General features: G+C 62.8%; 19 protein-coding genes and 1 pseudogene. 9 read left to right on the forward strand and 11 right to left on the reverse strand.

Features of this window, described 5'->3' with window-relative positions:
• The 3 genes and pseudogenes from EOA85_RS09255 to EOA85_RS09265 form a co-directional block, all read left to right on the forward strand.
• Positions 1-251: pseudogene (locus EOA85_RS09255) on the forward strand (MaoC family dehydratase); the annotation flags it as partial.
• Positions 252-432: 181 nt separating this feature from the next.
• Entirely contained in the window at positions 433-1077 is a 645-nt protein-coding gene (locus EOA85_RS09260; RefSeq protein ID WP_127209188.1) for a TetR/AcrR family transcriptional regulator, read from the forward strand.
• A gap of 224 nt (positions 1078-1301) precedes the next feature.
• The gene (locus EOA85_RS09265) at positions 1302-1541 is read left to right on the forward strand and encodes a DUF680 domain-containing protein (protein ID WP_095520842.1); all 240 of its coding nucleotides are present in this window, start codon (positions 1302-1304) and stop codon (positions 1539-1541) included.
• An 80-nt stretch (positions 1542-1621) separates the two neighbouring features.
• Here EOA85_RS09265 and EOA85_RS09270 read toward each other — a convergent pair whose 3' ends face one another.
• From EOA85_RS09270 to EOA85_RS09295, 6 genes are all read right to left on the reverse strand, one after another.
• The gene (locus EOA85_RS09270; protein WP_127209189.1) at positions 1622-1852 is read right to left on the reverse strand and encodes a hypothetical protein; all 231 of its coding nucleotides are present in this window, start codon (positions 1850-1852) and stop codon (positions 1622-1624) included.
• A 54-nt stretch (positions 1853-1906) separates the two neighbouring features.
• Complete coding sequence (locus tag EOA85_RS09275) at positions 1907-2488, reverse strand: sarcosine oxidase subunit gamma (RefSeq protein ID WP_127209190.1); 582 nt, start codon at positions 2486-2488, stop codon at positions 1907-1909.
• Positions 2481-5474: a sarcosine oxidase subunit alpha gene (locus EOA85_RS09280; RefSeq protein ID WP_127209191.1), complete on the reverse strand. Its 2994-nt coding sequence runs from the start codon at positions 5472-5474 to the stop codon at positions 2481-2483. Before EOA85_RS09280 ends, EOA85_RS09275 begins: the two co-directional genes overlap by 8 nt.
• Entirely contained in the window at positions 5471-5767 is a 297-nt protein-coding gene (locus EOA85_RS09285; protein WP_065011078.1) for a sarcosine oxidase subunit delta, read from the reverse strand. The genes EOA85_RS09280 and EOA85_RS09285 overlap by 4 nt, the downstream gene beginning before the upstream one ends.
• 88 nt (positions 5768-5855) lie before the next feature.
• Positions 5856-7109, reverse strand: a complete 1254-nt coding sequence (locus EOA85_RS09290; protein ID WP_127209192.1) for a sarcosine oxidase subunit beta — start codon at positions 7107-7109, stop codon at positions 5856-5858.
• A gap of 288 nt (positions 7110-7397) precedes the next feature.
• Positions 7398-8102 (reverse strand): hypothetical protein, encoded by a 705-nt coding sequence (locus EOA85_RS09295; RefSeq protein ID WP_127209193.1) that lies wholly within the window; start codon positions 8100-8102, stop codon positions 7398-7400.
• Between the two features lie 206 nt (positions 8103-8308).
• Here EOA85_RS09295 and EOA85_RS09300 point away from each other — a divergent pair, with 206 nt between their 5' ends.
• Together EOA85_RS09300 and EOA85_RS09305 are read left to right on the forward strand one after the other, a co-directional pair.
• A complete protein-coding gene (locus EOA85_RS09300; protein ID WP_127209194.1) occupies positions 8309-9067 on the forward strand; it encodes an SDR family oxidoreductase in 759 nt (252 codons plus the stop codon).
• 121 nt (positions 9068-9188) lie between these two features.
• Positions 9189-9575: an SET domain-containing protein-lysine N-methyltransferase gene (locus EOA85_RS09305; RefSeq protein ID WP_127209195.1), complete on the forward strand. Its 387-nt coding sequence runs from the start codon at positions 9189-9191 to the stop codon at positions 9573-9575.
• Positions 9576-9659: 84 nt separating this feature from the next.
• Here the strand turns inward: EOA85_RS09305 and EOA85_RS09310 are convergent, their stop codons facing one another.
• Both EOA85_RS09310 and EOA85_RS09315 read right to left on the reverse strand, forming a co-directional pair.
• On the reverse strand, positions 9660-10103 hold the full coding sequence (locus EOA85_RS09310) for a DUF6766 family protein (RefSeq protein ID WP_245485658.1): 444 nt from the start codon (positions 10101-10103) through the stop codon (positions 9660-9662).
• Positions 10090-10599: a DUF892 family protein gene (locus tag EOA85_RS09315; protein ID WP_127209196.1), complete on the reverse strand. Its 510-nt coding sequence runs from the start codon at positions 10597-10599 to the stop codon at positions 10090-10092. Before EOA85_RS09315 ends, EOA85_RS09310 begins: the two co-directional genes overlap by 14 nt.
• 402 nt (positions 10600-11001) lie before the next feature.
• Between EOA85_RS09315 and rpsU the strand changes: the two genes are divergently transcribed.
• From rpsU to EOA85_RS09335, 4 genes are all read left to right on the forward strand, one after another.
• Entirely contained in the window at positions 11002-11274 is a 273-nt protein-coding gene (gene rpsU, locus EOA85_RS09320; RefSeq protein WP_023675331.1) for a 30S ribosomal protein S21, read from the forward strand.
• A gap of 150 nt (positions 11275-11424) precedes the next feature.
• The gene (locus EOA85_RS09325; RefSeq protein WP_095520848.1) at positions 11425-12270 is read left to right on the forward strand and encodes a tetratricopeptide repeat protein; all 846 of its coding nucleotides are present in this window, start codon (positions 11425-11427) and stop codon (positions 12268-12270) included.
• 163 nt (positions 12271-12433) lie between these two features.
• On the forward strand, positions 12434-12907 hold the full coding sequence (locus tag EOA85_RS09330) for a DUF992 domain-containing protein (protein WP_029348080.1): 474 nt from the start codon (positions 12434-12436) through the stop codon (positions 12905-12907).
• Between the two features lie 285 nt (positions 12908-13192).
• Positions 13193-14620 carry an MFS transporter gene (locus EOA85_RS09335; protein WP_127209197.1) on the forward strand — a complete coding sequence of 476 codons (1428 nt, stop codon included), beginning with the start codon at positions 13193-13195 and terminating at the stop codon, positions 14618-14620.
• On the opposite strand, the gene coaBC is transcribed toward EOA85_RS09335, so the two are convergent.
• From coaBC to EOA85_RS09350, 3 genes are read right to left on the reverse strand one after another with little or no spacing between them, the layout of a single operon-like run.
• Positions 14617-15834, reverse strand: coding sequence for a bifunctional phosphopantothenoylcysteine decarboxylase/phosphopantothenate--cysteine ligase CoaBC (gene coaBC / locus EOA85_RS09340; protein ID WP_127209199.1), 1218 nt, complete (start codon positions 15832-15834; stop codon positions 14617-14619). The two genes, EOA85_RS09335 and coaBC, sit on opposite strands and share 4 nt — an antisense overlap.
• A 26-nt stretch (positions 15835-15860) precedes the next feature.
• Positions 15861-16268 carry a type II toxin-antitoxin system VapC family toxin gene (locus EOA85_RS09345; protein WP_065011426.1) on the reverse strand — a complete coding sequence of 136 codons (408 nt, stop codon included), beginning with the start codon at positions 16266-16268 and terminating at the stop codon, positions 15861-15863.
• The gene (locus EOA85_RS09350) at positions 16265-16525 is read right to left on the reverse strand and encodes a hypothetical protein (RefSeq protein WP_127209200.1); all 261 of its coding nucleotides are present in this window, start codon (positions 16523-16525) and stop codon (positions 16265-16267) included. Before EOA85_RS09350 ends, EOA85_RS09345 begins: the two co-directional genes overlap by 4 nt.
• Positions 16526-16541 lie beyond the last annotated feature (16 nt).

Genomic DNA, 16541 nt, shown 5'->3' on the forward strand with positions numbered 1-16541 from the left:
CCATGCCGCCGCTCGAAAACAGCAAGATGGGCGTCAACCATGGCTTCGATTCGCTGCGCTTCCTGGCGCCTGTGAAGACCGGCGCGCGCATCCGCACCCGTTTCGTGCTGGCCGACGTCAAGGTCAGGCCGTCGGGCTGGGTGCAGACGGCGCATGATGTGACCATCGAGATCGAGGGCTCGAAAAAACCGGCATTGACCGCGCGCTGGCTGACGCTGACATTGATCGAGCGCCAGCCGGAAGCGGCCTGAACGGCTCAACGAGCCTCGGCGGAGATGATCTTCATGTGCCGGCCGACCTAGGGGTATCGCCAATCGGAGCGCCGCGACGCCGATTCTGCCAATGCTTGATTTGACAACGCCTTGTCCGTTTCCGTACAGCGTATATAAATTAGCCAGCCACTAACAGCCGCTAACAGAAGGCAGGCGAAAATTGCCGCTCAGCGTTCAGACACGCCGCGAGAAACAAAAGGCCGAACTGCGCTCCGAACTTGTCGATGCAGCGCACAAGCTCGTGCAGGAGGAAGGCTATGAAGGCCTCACCATCCGCAAGCTGGCCAAGCGCGTCGGCTATGCGCCGATGTCGGTCTACTCCTATTTCGCCGACAAGCAGGACATCTTGTTCGCGCTGGCCGAGGATGCGTTCGAGACCCTGGCAAAGCGTATCGAGGATCACCCGGCCGACGATCCGATCGAGGCGCTGCAAGTCGTGATGACCGAATACGCGGCCTTCGGCCTTGGCAACCCCAACGAGTATCGCACGATATTCATGACCGAAAAGGTCAAGCCCCAGGAAGGCAGGACCTTCGCCGAAATGCAAGAGGGCAACCCGTTGATGAAAGTGCTGATCAATAGGGTCGAGGCCTGCGTTGCCGCCGGCAAGCTGAAGGGCGACCCGCGCGCCATTGCGACCATGCTGTGGGCGGTTGGCCACGGCACGATCTCGCTGCTGATTACCTTTCCTTTCTATCCGTTCGGCGACCAGCAGGCGTTCGTGAAACGGATGTGCGACTTCACGCTTTCCGCGCTGGCCACCCAGGACGTGCCCCCGCTGACCGAGACGCCGGCCAACTGCTGAAGGGTTCCTTCGGTTTCGGACAGCTTAAGATCTTGTACGGCACGGGTGAACGGCACCGCGTGTGCAACTCGTCGCGTGCTGGCGCGGCGCGATTCCCAACATCCACATAAAACTTTTTTCGTACATGTACGACTTCTGACTTGAACCCCGCGACTGTCGGGCGTATATGTATGCCACATCGTACATGTACGGAAAAGATTCAGCGGTTGAACCGGAGACAGACAATGAAAAAGACGATCTTCGCCCTCGTGGCCGTCCTGGCATTCTCGAGCGCTGCCTTCGCCGGCCAGAGCCAGCCCGGCAAGCCGGCCGCAGCCTGCGCCGACACCAACGTCAAGCTCGATTGCGGCGCGACCGGATCGGTCGAAGAGACAGGCCCGGCGACCCACAAGGGCTCGACTGAAAACAAGGATCCGCGGCTCGGCATCGACATAGATCCGTGGATCGTGCCCAGCACGTTCTGAGGTTCGAAAACAAATGGGTGGTAGGAAATCCTGACCGCCCGCTTTCGTGGCCATTTCAGCCAGACTCCGCCGGACGGAAGTTATTTCCTGCGCTTCTTCATTCCGGCCACGATCTTGGCCTTGCCGGGCCTTGCGGGAGCGCCGGAAATCGAAGTCCCGGTGATCGACACCGGATCGCTGGCCGGAAACGTATCCTCGAGGCCTTCCTCAAGTTCCTCTTCAATATTTGAGCGTTCATGCGGCTCGTCTTCGAGAGAGCGAACGGCCGACGTCTTCTGGACTGGTGGATTCGGCGCTGATTTCGACGGCATCGACATCTCCCTCGACTTGCTCCGGCTCCGGCAAACGGTCGGTCGCAGCGAACGTTATGCCGCTGCGTCGCGGGCCGCCTCCGACAGGAAAGTAAAGACATAATCGGAAAAGGAACGCCAGCATTCAACGCGGAACGCGTCGGAAGCGGTGCGCAACAGCACGATTTCGACCTTACCGAGAATGGTGCGCGACGCCGCGCCTACCGGAAAGGCGTCGAGCGACAAATCCTGCGGACAGCCTGAATTGATCGTCGCCGCCGCTGCCGGGCCGGTGATCGATATGGCAACGTTGCGATGCGAGATGCCGACCGCCGAATGCAGTACTGTCACCTCGGCGCAGTCGGCGAGCGGGTCTTTTCCCACCTCATCGATGACCAGCCATTCGTCCGGCCCAAGCCACAAGGCCGTGCGCCCGGCCTTTGCCGCCGAGGTTTTGGGTTTTTGCGGCAGGGTTACGCCGAGCGCCTTCGAAAGCGCCGCGACCGAGGCGTCCGGCGCACGCAGCGAAATGCGCTCTGCCGGTGGCAACACGGCAAGCGTGACGCCGGTTGCGGAAAGTTCCTGACCGGCGAGAGCCGGGCGGCGTTCGACTGACGGCGCAGCGGCGGCAGATTTCTTCGCGGCAGCCTTAGCCATAGAGGCGCTCCCCCTTCTCGTCGAAGAACACCATGCCGGTGACCTCCACCTCGATCGTCGCGTTGGGCATCGGCACGCAAAGCGTCTCACCCATCCGGTCGCGGCCGCCGGCAAGCAGGGCCAGCGCGATCGAGCGGCCGCAATTTTCCGACCAGTAGCTGGAGGTGACATGGCCGATCATGGTCATCGGGATCGCCTGCTTCGGATCGCCGACGATTTGCGCGCCTTCTTCCAGCACCACCTTAGGATCCTTGGTCTTCAGGCCGACCAGTTGCTTGCGGCCGTTGGCGACAAGGTCCGGCCGCACCATGCCGCGAATGCCGACGAAATCGGTCTTCTTCTTGCCGACTGCCCAATCGAGACCGGCATCGTTAGGCGTTACCGTGCCGTCGGTGTCCTGGCCGACGATGATGTAGCCCTTTTCGGCACGCAGCACGTGCATCGCCTCGGTGCCGTAGGCACAGGCGCCATGCTTCTGGCCCTCGGCCCATAGCGCGTCCCAGACGGCCTGGCCGTAGTCGGCCGGCACGTTGACCTCGAAGCCGCGTTCGCCGGTGAACGACATCCGGAACAGCCTTGTCGGCACGCCGCAGATCCTGCCTTCGCGCACCGACATATGCGGCAGCGCCTCGTCCGACATGTCGATGCCTTCGACCAGCGGCGCGATGATGTCCCGAGACTTCGGTCCTTGCACGGCGATCACCGCCCACTGTTCGGTGATCGACGTCAGCCAGACATTGAGATGCGGGAACTCGGTCTGGAGGTAATCCTCCATATGGTTCATGACACGCGGCGCACCGCCCGTCGTCGTCGTCACATGGAAACGGTCGGGTGCAAGCCTGCCAACGACACCGTCGTCATAGATGAAACCGTCCTCGCGCAGCATGATGCCATAGCGGCAGCGGCCGGGCTCCAGTTTCTCCCACGGATTGGTGTAGAGCAGTTCCATGAACTTCGCCGCATCCGGCCCGACCACCTCGATCTTGCCCAGCGTCGAGGCGTCGAACAGGCCGGCCGTCTTGCGCACCGTGACACACTCACGATCGACAGCGGCGTGCATGTCCTCGCCCGACTTTGGAAAATACCAGGCGCGCTTCCACTGGCCGACATCCTCGAACACGGCACCTTGGTGCTCGGCCCAGGGATGGATCGCCGTCTTGCGAGTCGGGTCGAAGAGCGGACCCCGCGCATGGCCGACGATCGAGCCGAAGGTCACCGGCGTGTAGGGCGCCCGGAACGTCGTCAGGCCGACTTGCGGGATCGGCTTGCCGAGCGTCTCGGCGGCGATTGCCAGACCGTGCATGTTCGAGGTCTTGCCCTGGTCGGTCGCCATGCCGTTGGTGGTGAAGCGCTTGACGTGCTCGATCGAGCGCATGCCTTCATGCACCGCCTGGCGGATGTCCTTGGCGGTGACGTCGTTCTGGAAATCGACAAAGGCCTTGACCGTCGTATCCGCCCCGGCGCCGGGCGCCGCACCCAGCATGCCGCGCGACCAGCTCTCGCTGGCGTCGACCTTCGGCTTGTTTCCCTTGGCGGTGTTGGCGCCGACATCCTTCGCCGCCTTGGCGCCCGCCGCATAGGCCTCGTCGATCGTCGCCGATAGCCCGTCCGTGCCGTTGCAGGCGCCGACGGAGACGCAGTCCTGCGCATAGGCGCCGGGCACGAAGCGCTTGGTCTCGTCGTTGAAGGCAACCTTGCCGCGCGACTGCGAGAACAGATGCACCGACGGTGTCCAGCCGGCCGACATCAGGATCGCGTCAACGGGGATGGTACGTTCGCCGCCGCCATTCTTCGGCTGCACGGTCATCGACGAGACGCGCAATTTGCCGCCGGCGCGGATCACCGCGCGGCCGAAATTGACCTCGATGCCGAGCGCCCTCGCCTCGTCGATCACCGGCCCAGTCGGGTTGTCGCGCAGGTCGACGATCGCCGCCACGCCGACACCGGCCTTCTTCAGATCGATCGCCGCCGCATAGGCGGAATCATTGGCCGTATAGACGCCGATATTCCTGCCGACCGTGACGCCATAATGGTTGAGATAGGTGCGCGCCGCCGACGCCAGCATGATGCCGGGCCGGTCGTTGTCGGCAAACACCATATGCCGCTCGATGGCGCCGGTCGCCAGCACCACGCGCTTGGCACGGACCTGCCACAGCCGCTCGCGCGGCAGGTTGCGGCCGGGGTTCTGCAAATGGTCGCTGACGCGCTCGACCAGCCCGACGAAATTCTGCGCGTAATACCCAAAGGCCGTGGTGCGGGACAGCACACGGACGTTGTCCATCGTCTTGAGCTTCGCGACCGCACTCTGCGCCCAGGCAAAGCCGTCCTGGCCATCGATCTTCGCGCCGCTCTCGAAATGCAGGGTGCCGCCGAACTCCGCTTGCTCGTCGACAAGGATGACGCGCACACCGGTCTCGGCCGCCGCCAGTGCTGCGGCAATGCCGGCCGCACCGCCACCCAGCACCAATACGTCGCAATGGGCGAAGCGCGCCGAATAATGGTCAGGGTCCGCCTGGTCGGGGGCGACGCCGAGCCCGGCCGCAGCACGGATCTTGGGCTCGTAGAAGTTTTTCCAGGCGGACTTCGGCCACATAAAGGTTTTGTAGTAGAAGCCCGCCGAAAGCAGCGGCGAGGCGATGTCGCCGAGCGCACTGACGTCGAAGGAAAGCGACGGCCAGCGGTTCTGTGACTGTGCCGCCAGCCCGTCATAAAGCTCCTGCACGGTGGCACGGACATTTGGTGTCTTCCTGGCGGAGTCGCGCTTGATCTCAACCAGCGCGTTGGGCTCTTCCGCCCCGGCGGACAGAAAGCCGCGCGGCCGGTGGTATTTGAACGAGCGGCCGACCAGATGGACGCCGTTGGCGAGCAGCGCCGAGGCCAGCGTATCGCCCTCGACACCGGCATAAGATTGGCCGTCGAAGCTGAAGCTGGCAGTCTCTGCCTGCCTGAGGCGTCCGGCGCCGGGAATGCGGAACGCTGCGATCATTTGGAGGCTCCCGGCAGCTTCGCCGGCTTGGGCTCGCCGGCCTTGTAGGTCAACAGGAACCTGTCGCTGACGGTGTCGCGCACGGCGTTGAAGAACCGCGCACAGCCATGCATGTGCCGCCAGCGCTCATAGATGATGCCTTTGGGATTCGAGCGGATGAAGAAGAACTTTTCGAAGTCGTCATCGCTCTCGCCGGCCATGTTAGCCGAACGCGCAATATGCGCCTCGCCGGCGTTGCGGAATTCGAGTTCAGGACGCTCTTCCTCGCAATAGGGGCAGCGGATGAGAAGCATGGTTGTTCCTACAATTCGCCGAGGCCGACGCGGGCGCCGGCCGGTTGATCGCAAAGCCAGTGACCCAACATCACGAAGTGGGCCTTCATCAGTGTGCCACCGCCGCCGCCGCCGCCTCGTCGATCAGGCGGCCGGTGCGGAAGCGCTCGATGGTGAAGGGGGCGTTGATCGGGTGCGGATCGTCCCTGGCAATGGTATGGGCAAAGACATGGCCCGAGCCGGGCGTCGCCTTGAAGCCGCCCGTGCCCCAGCCGCAATTGACATAGAGGCCGGGCACCGGCGTCTTGGCCAGGATCGGCGAGCGGTCGGGCGTCACGTCGACGATGCCGCCCCACGAGCGCAGCATCTTCATGCGCGTGAACATCGGGAACATCTCGCAGATGGCGTCGAGCGTGTGCTGGAGGATGTGCAGGCCGCCGGTCTGCGAATAGGAGACATACTGGTCGGTGCCGGCGCCGATGACCAACTCGCCCTTGTCGGATTGCGAGATATAGGCGTGCACCGTGTTCGACATCACCACGCAAGGGAATACCGGCTTGACCGGCTCGGACACCAGCGCCTGCAGCGGATAGCTTTCCAGCGGCATCCGCACGCCGGCCATGTTCATGATGACGGACGAATGGCCGGCGGCAACGACGCCGACCTTCTTGGCGCCGATGAAGCCGCGCGTCGTCTCGACGCCCATGACCGCACCGTTCGGCGCCCGCTTGACGCCGGTGACCTCGCAATTCTGGATGATGTGGACGCCGCGCGCCGAAGCGCCGCGCGCATAGCCCCAGGCCACGGCATCGTGGCGGGCGGTCCCGCCGCGACGCTGCAGGGTGGCGCCCATCACCGGATACCGGGCATCGCGCGAAATATTGAGCGGCGGGCAGAATTCCTTCGCGGCTTCCGGCGTCAGCCACTCATTGTCGATGCCGTTCAGGCGGTTGGCATGGACGTGGCGCTTCAGCACCTGGATATCGTGGACATTATGGGCCAGCATCATGACGCCGCGCGGCGAATACATGACGTTGTAGTTGAGCTCCTGGCTGAGCCCGTCCCACAATTTCAGCGCGTGGTCGTAGATGCCGGCGCTCTCGTCATAGAGATAGTTGGAGCGGATGATGGTGGTGTTGCGGCCGGTATTGCCGCCGCCGAGCCAGCCCTTTTCCAGCACCGCGACATTGGTGATGCCGTGCACGGTGGCAAGATAGTAGGCGGTGGCCAGTCCATGGCCGCCGGCGCCGACGATGATGACGTCGTAGTCCTTCTTCGGCTCTGGCGAGGACCACTGTTCCTCCCAGCCCTTGTGGCCGCGCATGGCCTCGCGGGCGATGGCGAATACCGAGTATTTCTTCACGTTCCAGCCTCGCGCCAAAAGGTCTCGCATGACCCCGAAAATCGGGACCGATTTTCGGAAAGGATCATGCGCAATCAAAGTGCTACAGCGTCCTTTGCGCGTCCGAATGGACGCGCGGCGCTGTAGCGGATTGCGGCCGGGCAGTCAGTCAGCCTCGGCGCGCGAGGTGTATCACTAGCGAAACCGCGCTGCCACCCTTGCGCTGTTTGCGACGGCGCTTGCCGTTTTGCGCCACGACGAAAAAGACCTGTTCGATCGGGGCATCCTGACCAATGCGCAGCAGTAGGCCTACGCCGAAGACGCGCCTTTTCTGGACAATGCAGACGACCAGACGGCATAGATCGGTGTCAGATGGCTGTGATAACAACTGGCTGCGATCTCTCTGACTTCGGCATCATCCGACCCTTCGGCCATTGCCAGGAATTGCTCGTCGACCACATAGCGTGGCCTGACTACGACGGCTGCACCGAAGCGCCGCACGAGCGCGTCCGGGTGGTCGAGCAGCCATCGCACCCCCTTTGTCGTAGCCTTGAAGTGTTGGCCATGAGCCTTCAAAAGGATCGGGAACGCCGATTCCGGGCGCAGCGCGGCGGCATTTTCCACCGCGAGCCGTAGCTGCCAGCGTTCCGCAAAGCGGATGAACTGGGTCACCCTGCATCGAACACCGGGATGTTCGTCGTCCAGCCGCAGCATGACACCGCCGAGAATGGCTCCATCCGCCGGCGTCGTGCATCCCAGAAGCGCTTCGATTGCATCGAACCTGATCCCAGCAATCTTGCTGTCGAGCAGGTCGGCGATCTCCGCGACAACGCAATTCATGTTGAAGCTTAGCCTGGGGCTGATCTCGGCCACCAAAAAAGCGGCGGCGGCCTGAGTATGAAGGTTGCCGGACATCAGCAGCGGCCGGAGGTTTTCAAGGGGAAAGCCTTTGTGAAATTCCGATTGAAGAGCGAACGTCAACTCGCTGTCGCCCTCATAGCCGGGCTCCAGCAACTTGCTCATCATGTCTTGGGGGGTCATTGGAATGGGTGGCGCGTCCACCCGCAATGTTGAATGACGGCTTTGGTAGCTTGGCGTCCGCCCGGCGTCAAGAAATCTTGACAGATGCCTTCGCACGTATCGGGTGGCTCGCCCCGCCCCGGACTGCGATCACCATCCCGATTGCCGGCGACGCTGGCGCGAAGAAAGGGATGAAAACAATGCTCGCACTCGCTAACAAGGTCGCCATCGTCACTGGCGCCAGTTCCGGCATCGGCCACGCCACGGCAAAACTGTTTGCCGAGGAAGGCGCCAAGGTGGTCGTCGCTGCCCGTCGCCAGGCAGAGCTGGACGCGCTCGTCACTGAAATCGAGGAGGCTGATGGCACGGCCATTGCCCTTGCCGGCGACGTCCGCGACGAGGCCTATGCCAAGGCCCTTGTCGATCTTGCGGTGGGCCGGTTCGGCGGGCTGGATATCGCCTTCAACAACGCCGGCTCGGTCGGCAAGATGGGTTCGATTTCGGGGTTGTCGCTGGAGAGCTGGCGAGAGACGCTCGACACCAACCTGACCAGCGCATTTCTCGGCGCGAAACATCAGGTGCCGGCGATGGTCAATCGCGGCGGCGGATCGCTGATCTTCACCTCTACCTTCGTCGGCCATACCGTCGGCATGCCCGGCATGACCAGTTACGCCGCAAGCAAGGCCGGGCTGATCGGATTGACGCAGGTGCTTGCCGCCGAATACGGCGCGAAAGGCGTACGGGTCAACGCGCTGCTGCCGGGCGGCACCGATACGCCTTCGGCAACATTCAAGACACCTGAATCGCGAGCCTTCGTCGAAAACCTGCATGCCTTGAAGCGCGTTGCCGAGCCTGAAGAGATCGCCCGCTCGGCGCTCTACCTGGCTTCGGATGCATCGAGCTTCACCACCGGAACCGCCCTGTTTGTCGATGGCGGTGTTTCGATCAGCCGGACGTGAGGCGTTTTCCCGTCGGCGAACAATGGAACGCGGCATGTTGCAAAACCGGCCTTGCTTTCTTGGCGCGATTTAGCGATTGCGTTTTCTGTTCGAAGAATGCTGTCGAAGACGGGCCTAATACATGCTGCTGATCAGGACCTACATCGCTGCTAGCGCAATCGAGGGTGTCGGCGTATTCGCCGCCGAGCCGATCAAGAAGGGAGCGTCGATCTGGCAGCTCGATCCTGACTTCGACCGGTTGATCCCGACGGAAAAATATAAGGCCGCGCCGCCGCATCTCAGGGAATTGCTCGACAGATATGCCTATCCAAGCCCGGACCGGCCCGGATTCATGGTCTATGAAGTCGACAATGGGCGCTTCATGAACCACGCCGAAAGGCCGAACACGGATTTCTCGCAGTATGGTGGCGCAACCGCGATCCGCGACATTGCGGCGGGCGAAGAAATAACCTGTGACTACGGCGAATTCTTCGAGGGTTTCGAGCGGCTTCATCTGGCCACGGCATAGAGGAGAGCCTGTCGCCAATTGCTCTGTTGCGAATCAAACGACCCGGAGCGATGATCGGCTCCGGGCCACGTTTCCAACCCCAGCTTAGTTCCGGTGGGCGTGCGGCTCGTCGGTGTGGCGGCCGTCATATTGCAGGTCCAACTCGCGAATCGCCTCCTTGCCTTTCTTCGGATCGACAAGCCTAAGAAGCGCGTCGATCTTGGCCTCCATCCGGTCGGTACTCTCCTTCGATTGCGGCGAACCGACGAAGAGCAAGAACGCCAGGCCGCCGACCTGCCAGAGCAGTTGCAGGAATTCGGACTGCCAGTTCTCAAGCGTGTCGCGGCTCATCTCGATCAGATAGCCGCCGAATTCGGGCGGTTGGCCGAGCGCTTGCTGCTCGTCGAGATAGGCGAACCAGCCGAAAACCCAGTGACCGGCGATCGAGATGATGAAGAAGCCGAGGGTAATCCAGGCATAGCTGTAGGCCCGCCACACCGAAGGCTGCGTCATCTTGGCCGCCGGCCTGTTGTCCTCATCGTTTGGCATTGTCGCTGTCCGACTCCGAGCGAGCCAGGAACTGCTCCGTAGTCGCGGGCAGCTTGTTTTTCAGCCACTCGGCCATCGCCTCCTCCTCACGCAGGTTTTGTTCGCAGGCCCGGGCGACTTCTGTTTCGCCAAGGGATTCGGCGGCTGCGATGAGGATCGTGTATGAGGCGATTTCCATATGTTCGAATGTGTAGCTCGCGAGTGAGCCTTTCATCACCTCGTCGCCGGCGAAGACGCCGCTTAGGGACTGCGCCATGGCCAACAGCTTGCCGCCCGCGTCCTTCAGCGTGGACGTATCTTCGCCCAACTGTTCCAGGCAGGTTCTGAGGCGTGCGGCTTGCCCTTTCGTCTCGTCGACGTGCAGGCTAATGCGCTCACGGAGTTCGGGATAACTCTCCAGCCGGCTCAGCTGGCCGTTCAGCATGGTTTCGGCCTGCTCCTCCATCGCATGCGCGTCCCTGAGCCACTGGACGAGCCATTCACGGGTCTCTGACATCGGTTTTCTCCTGTGCTTGCCTATGCGAAACAACCATGGGGAACGAGGTTTGTTCCTTCGTTGATAGAGCCAGGCTGACCGTTTGCCGGATTGGGCAGCAGGATTTATCGGTGGCGGAGAAAACGCCGACGATCGCTCATCGGTGCGGAGAGCCCCCGAACAGGCGAACCTACTACCAGAGGTCGTAAATTCTTGCTTTCTGACGGCAGTTATGCTATTGATTTGCACGTGGTGCTGATTTGCGCCGACGACCCGCCGCCGAGGCGGGTTTTTCGTTTCGGCAGTGGACAGAGCGGCATGATTCTGCTATCAGCCGCCACAATTCGTGGTGTAGACCGCCGCGGAGGCAAGCGACTATGGCCACTTGCCTGTTGTTAACAAACCCGAAAGACAGGATTGCCCGTGCAGGTACTCGTCCGCGACAACAATGTTGATCAGGCGCTTCGCGCGCTCAAGAAAAAGATGCAGCGCGAAGGCATCTTCCGCGAAATGAAGATGCGCGGACATTATGAGAAGCCTTCCGAGAAGCGCGCCCGCGAAAAGGCGGAAGCCGTTCGCCGCGCCCGCAAGCTGGCCCGCAAGCGCGCCCAGCGCGAGGGTCTGCTGCCGATGACGCCGCGTCCGGTGGCGGCTGGTGCTGCTGGTGCAGGTGCTCCGCGTCCGCCGCGGTTCTGACGCCAATTTTTCGTCCTTTTCGAAGGATACCCAAGGTGGCGCGATGCGTAATCGCCGCCACCTTTTTGTTGAATTCGACCAGTTCGGAGAGGGCCGGTTCGGAGACGGAACAGACCTGACGGCGCGGCGGGCAGTGAGGACAGAGCAGATATGAACGCAACCAGCGTGGAGCGCAGAACCGCAATGCGCGGCTTCGCCCTGACGGCAGCCCTGCTTTCCGGCTTGGCGCTCGCCGGCTGCCAGACAGCCCCGACCGGCGAATTCACCAACATCGACAAGGCACAAGGGTCGGCCGAGAACATCTCCTCGCTGTCGGCCGTTATCCAGCGCAGTCCCCAGGATCCCGAAGGCTACAATGTGCGCGGCTCCGCCTATGGCCGCGGCGGCCAGTATCAGGCGGCGCTCAAGGACTTCGACACCGCCATCCAGCTCAATCCGAATTTCTACCAGGCCTATTCGAACCGCGCTCTCATCCAGCGCTTTCTCGGCGACCAGGCGGCCGCGCTTGCCGACTACAACCGCTCGATCCAGATCAATCCCGACTATGACGCCGCCTATATCGGCCGCGGCAACCTCTACCGCAAAGCCGGCCGCATCCAGGAAGCGTTCAACGATTTCCAGAAGGCGATCCAACTCGACACGACAGACGCCCGCGCCTACCACAATCGCGGCCTGATCTACCAGAGCCAGGGCCAGCACGCTTTTGCCATCGAGGACTTCTCGACCGCCATCTCGCTGGCGCCGGACGCCGCCGAACCCTACAATGGCCGCGGTCTCTCCTACCTCGCCATGAACGACGAGGACAATGCCTTCGCCGACATTAACATGGCGATCAAGCTCGACGGCAAGAATGCCGAGGCCTGGTCCAACCAGGCGCTGATCTACGAGCGGCGCGGCGACAAGGCCAAGGCGGCAAAATCCTACCGCGAGGCAGTGCGCCTCAACCCCACCTACCAGCCGGCCAAGGACGGCCTGGCGCGCACCAGCACCGGCTGACGGACGGCAGCGTTGGGTCTGATATGGCAGGCCTGCCGATTGGCATGGCCTCGAAACCTTCAATGACTGTGCATTGACCCTCGCCTTTATCGCGCCAAGTTTCGGCGGAACGCTCGGGATGTTCAGCCGTTGTTCAAGGCAATTCGCGAAAAGGACCCTTCCCATGATCAAGAAACTCGCCTGTGCCGCCGCCCTCGCCGCGACGGTGCTCGCTGCCCCTGCCAGCGCGGGCAGGCTGGAGCTCGGCGTGCTCGACTGCACCATCGACGGCGGCACCGGCTACATCGTCACATCCAACAAAGGCGTGGCCTGCACCTTTCGCCCTCATCATGGCGGTCCCCCCGAAGCCTATACCGGCGTCATTTCCAAGCTCGGCGTCGACGTCGGCAGGACGCACCAGGGCGAATTGATATGGGCGGTTCTGGCGGCCACCCGCGACCGTAATTCCGGCGATCTTGCCGGCAGCTATTATGGCGTCAACGCCGAGGCCAGCCTGGTGACTGGCGGCGGCGCCAACCTTCTGGTCGGCGGACTAAACAGCGCGTTCTCGCTGCAGCCTCTGAACGTACAGGCGCAGACCGGTGTCAACCTGGCAGTCGCCGTCACGTCACTGGAGCTGATCCACTCGTTCAAATAAGCGTGCCATAGCGAGGCTCTGCGGCGCGGAACAGGATTGGACTGTTCCGCGCCGCATGATTTTTTGGAAAACCGCCATGCCAAGGATGATCATCGCTGACGCCATGATCGCCAATCTTCGATCACCCTGACTTCCCGCCAGCATCTCGGCGCACCCGCAAAAACCGCTTGAACTCAACTGCGGTTGAGGTTTTACAACCCGCCCCCGAAGCGCCGCGTGCTTGTTGGAATCGAAGAGCGCTCCCACCATTTTTAATCGGCGTATAAGAAAGTTTAAGAGGGCGGGGTGACGGAAACCAGCACAAACAGGGTCGACTGGCGCGCGCTGTGGGCGAGCGGCGATCTGGTGCGCTTCGGCTTCATCAGCCTCGGCATCCTGCTGCACGCCACCAACGAAACCATGGTGGCAACGGTGATGCCAGCCATGGTCGGCGAACTCGCCGGCGTTCAGCTTGTGGGCTGGTCGCTGGCGATCTACGAGCTCGGCGCCATCGCTGCCGCCGGACGGCTGGTGAGCTATGTCGCGCTGCGCACCAACATGGTGGTCGCCGCCCTGCTCTATGCCGCCGGCGCCCTGGTCTGCGCCATCGCGCCCTCCATGCCGCTGTTCCTGGCCGGGCGCTTGATCGAGGGTTTTGGCGGCGGCGCGCTGGTGTCGCTGGCCTTCGTCTCGGTCGAGCGGCTGTTTCCACGTGCCATCTGGCCGCAGCTTTTCGGCGTCATGTCGGCGATCTGGGGCGTCGCCGCCTTCAGCGGACCGGTGCTCGGTGCGTTGATGACCGAGCTGCTCTCCTGGCGTTGGGCTTTCGGCGTCTTCACGGTCGGCGGCACGGCCATGGCGCTGGCGAGCTTTATCGTGCTCGACACGCCTGAGGCAACCAGGCCACAGGCGATCACTGGAACGGCGCCGCCCTTCCCCTTTGCCGCGCTCGGCTGCTTGGCCGTCAGCGTCGTGCTGATTGCCACGGCTGGGGTCGACATTGCCCTGCTGCGTTCCTCTCTACTGCTGGTCCTCGGACTGATCGGGCTTGCGCTGTTCATCCGCATCGACGCGCTGAAGCCGGGCTCGCGGCTGTTCCCGTCGCGGCTGTTCTCATGGCGCACGCCGGTCGGCGCAGGCATGACCATGGTCGCCGCCTTTTCGGTGGCGACCTGTTCCTTCGCCGTCTACGGGCCGCTGCTTCTGACCAGCCTGCACGGCATTCCGATCCTGACCACCGGCTATATCATCGCCGCCGAATCGATCGCCTGGTCGATCCTGTCGATCCTCGTCGCCAATGCGCCGCCGGAACGCGAGAGGCTGATCATCACCGGCGGCGCACTGATGATCGCGGCCGGCATTCTCGGTTTCGCCTACGCCGTGCCGGCGGGTTCGATTCCGCTGATCCTGTTTTGCGCCTTGCTGCAGGGCGGCGGCTTCGGCATTGCCTGGCCCTTCGTCACACGCGTGATCGTGGCATCGGCTAGGGATGGTGAGCAGACGATCGCCTCCGCCGCCGTGCCGATCATGCAGCGCATTGGCTATGCGGTGGGTGCCGCACTGACCGGCATCGTCGCCAATGCCAGCGGTTTTTCCGAAGGCCTGAACCGTGAGGCGGCGGCAAATGTCGCCACCTGGCTGTTTCTCGCCTTCGTGCCACTCGGGATTCTGGGATGCCTCGCCGCCCTCAGGATCTCGGGACCGGCAGCCCGGCCACAGGAAGCGACCAGCTAGACAGTAATCGTCTTAAGCCGTTCGGCGATCAAGGCGGCGAGCCGCGTCGCCACCTCGTCCTTGCCCATCTCAGGCCATTCCTCGACACCGGCCTTCGAGACGATCCGCACTCGGTTGCGATCACCGCCCATCACCCCGCTTTCGGGGGACACGTCGTTGGCGACGATGAAATCGGCGCCCTTCTTCCTGAGCTTGGCCTCGGCGTTCCTGACCAGATCCTGCGTCTCGGCGGCAAAGCCGACGACCAGGCTGGGCCGCTTCCTGTGATGACCGACACCGGCAAGAATATCGGGGTTTTCGGTCATCTGCAGCGCCGGCGGCCCCTCGCCCGCCACCTTCTTGATCTTCTCGCCGGCCGAAGTCTCGCTGCGCCAGTCGGCGACCGCCGCGACGAACACCGCCGCGTCCGCCGGCAGCAGCTGTTCGACAGCGTCTTTCATCTCGTTCGCGGTTTCGACATGCAGTGTTGTGACCTCAGCCGGATCGGCAATACCGACCGGACCGGAGACGAGGTGCACATCAGCGCCCAGCCTAGCCAGTGCCGCCGCGATTGCATGGCCCTGCTTGCCGGACGAGCGATTGGCGATGTAGCGCACCGGGTCGATCGGCTCATGCGTCGGACCTGAGGTGACGATGACCTTTCTGCCTGCGAGCGGCTTCGGCCTGATATCGAGCAGCGCCTCGATCGCAGCGACGATCTCCAGTGACTCGGCCATGCGGCCCTCGCCCGCCTCGTTGCTCTCGGCCATCTCGCCCTTTGCCGGGCCGACGAATGCGACGCCGTCCTTCTGCAACGTCGCGCGGTTGCGCCGGGTCGCCGGATGCGACCACATTTTCGGGTTCATGGCGGGCGCCATCAGCACCGGCTTGTCGGTGGCGATAAGCACGGTCGAGGCAAGATCGTTGGCGTGGCCGTTGGCAAGCTTCGCTATCAGGTTGGCGGTGGCCGGCGCCACGACCAAAAGGTCGGCCTCGCGCGACAGGCGGATGTGGCCGACATCGTGTTCGTCATTGCGGTCGAACAAATCGGTGAAGACGTGATCGGCAGAGAGCGCCCCGGCCGACAGTGTGGTGACGAATTCCTGCGCTGCAGCGGTCATCACCACCCGCACGGCGGCGCCCCGCTCACGCAGCCGGCGGATCAGGTCGAGCGCCTTGTAGGCGGCGATGCCACCGCCGATGATGAGCAGGATGCGCTTGCCGGAGAGGGTCATGCCCGAGGCCAGCTCTTTGTCCAATGTCATGCCGGCCTCAGAGCCGGTTCGATATCGGTATGGATGAAATCATTGCCCTTGAAAAGCAGCGGGAGGTTTCGCGTCTTGGCCAAGGCGTAGGCGAAGCAGTCGCCCATATTGAGATCAGCACGATGGCGAGATCCACGACCATAACGAGAGTAGGCAAGCCGTGCGACTTCAAGCTGCGCCAAATCAAAAGGAACTACCGTCAACTCAAGACGGTCGATAAGCATTTGGAACTCGCTAGCGTTGACGCTACCGCTTGATCGGCTCGCTACACAATGCGCCTCCAGCAGCGTCGCAGTGCTTATCAGTGCAGCAGGTGAGGTTCCGAAAACATCGACGAACGCAGCCGCATCCGGCTCTGCGCCAATGATTGCGATCAATGCCGACGTATCGACTGCGACTGTCACAGAAGTCCCTCGTCCCACATATGATCAGTGAGCGCCTTGAGGTCAAAAGGATGTTGCAACTTCCGTCCGAGCGCCAAAATTTCTTCACGTGACGCCTTCAGCCGCCACGCCCCCTTCTCAAGCTTGGTTTTTGGGATCGCCACCTCACGCAAGGCATCCCGCGCTTCCTGCTCCATCGAAACGCCACGCGCGGCCGCGCGCTCGCGAAGCACCTGCTTTACGCTTTCGTCAAGATTGCGGATTGTTATCGTGCTCATGGTCACGCTCCTTGCC

This window comes from Mesorhizobium sp. M5C.F.Ca.IN.020.29.1.1, from assembly GCF_003997375.1.
GTDB classification, from domain to species: domain Bacteria; phylum Pseudomonadota; class Alphaproteobacteria; order Rhizobiales; family Rhizobiaceae; genus Mesorhizobium; species Mesorhizobium wenxiniae.

Excerpts from the sequence above, each read along its gene's own strand:
- EOA85_RS09285 (WP_065011078.1), bottom strand. The coding sequence starts at position 5,767 with ATGCTTCTCATCCGCTGCCCCTATTGCGAGGAAGAGCGTCCTGAACTC.
- EOA85_RS09265 (WP_095520842.1), top strand. The coding sequence starts at position 1,302 with ATGAAAAAGACGATCTTCGCCCTCGTGGCCGTCCTGGCATTCTCGAGC.
- EOA85_RS09325 (WP_095520848.1), top strand. The coding sequence starts at position 11,425 with ATGAACGCAACCAGCGTGGAGCGCAGAACCGCAATGCGCGGCTTCGCC.
- EOA85_RS09270 (WP_127209189.1), bottom strand. The coding sequence starts at position 1,852 with ATGCCGTCGAAATCAGCGCCGAATCCACCAGTCCAGAAGACGTCGGCC.
- EOA85_RS09350 (WP_127209200.1), bottom strand. The coding sequence starts at position 16,525 with ATGAGCACGATAACAATCCGCAATCTTGACGAAAGCGTAAAGCAGGTG.
- EOA85_RS09275 (WP_127209190.1), bottom strand. The coding sequence starts at position 2,488 with ATGGCTAAGGCTGCCGCGAAGAAATCTGCCGCCGCTGCGCCGTCAGTC.
- EOA85_RS09310 (WP_245485658.1), bottom strand. The coding sequence starts at position 10,103 with ATGCCAAACGATGAGGACAACAGGCCGGCGGCCAAGATGACGCAGCCT.
- EOA85_RS09300 (WP_127209194.1), top strand. The coding sequence starts at position 8,309 with ATGCTCGCACTCGCTAACAAGGTCGCCATCGTCACTGGCGCCAGTTCC.
- EOA85_RS09315 (WP_127209196.1), bottom strand. The coding sequence starts at position 10,599 with ATGTCAGAGACCCGTGAATGGCTCGTCCAGTGGCTCAGGGACGCGCAT.
- coaBC (WP_127209199.1), bottom strand. The coding sequence starts at position 15,834 with ATGACCCTCTCCGGCAAGCGCATCCTGCTCATCATCGGCGGTGGCATC.
- EOA85_RS09330 (WP_029348080.1), top strand. The coding sequence starts at position 12,434 with ATGATCAAGAAACTCGCCTGTGCCGCCGCCCTCGCCGCGACGGTGCTC.
- EOA85_RS09280 (WP_127209191.1), bottom strand. The coding sequence starts at position 5,474 with ATGATCGCAGCGTTCCGCATTCCCGGCGCCGGACGCCTCAGGCAGGCA.
- EOA85_RS09305 (WP_127209195.1), top strand. The coding sequence starts at position 9,189 with ATGCTGCTGATCAGGACCTACATCGCTGCTAGCGCAATCGAGGGTGTC.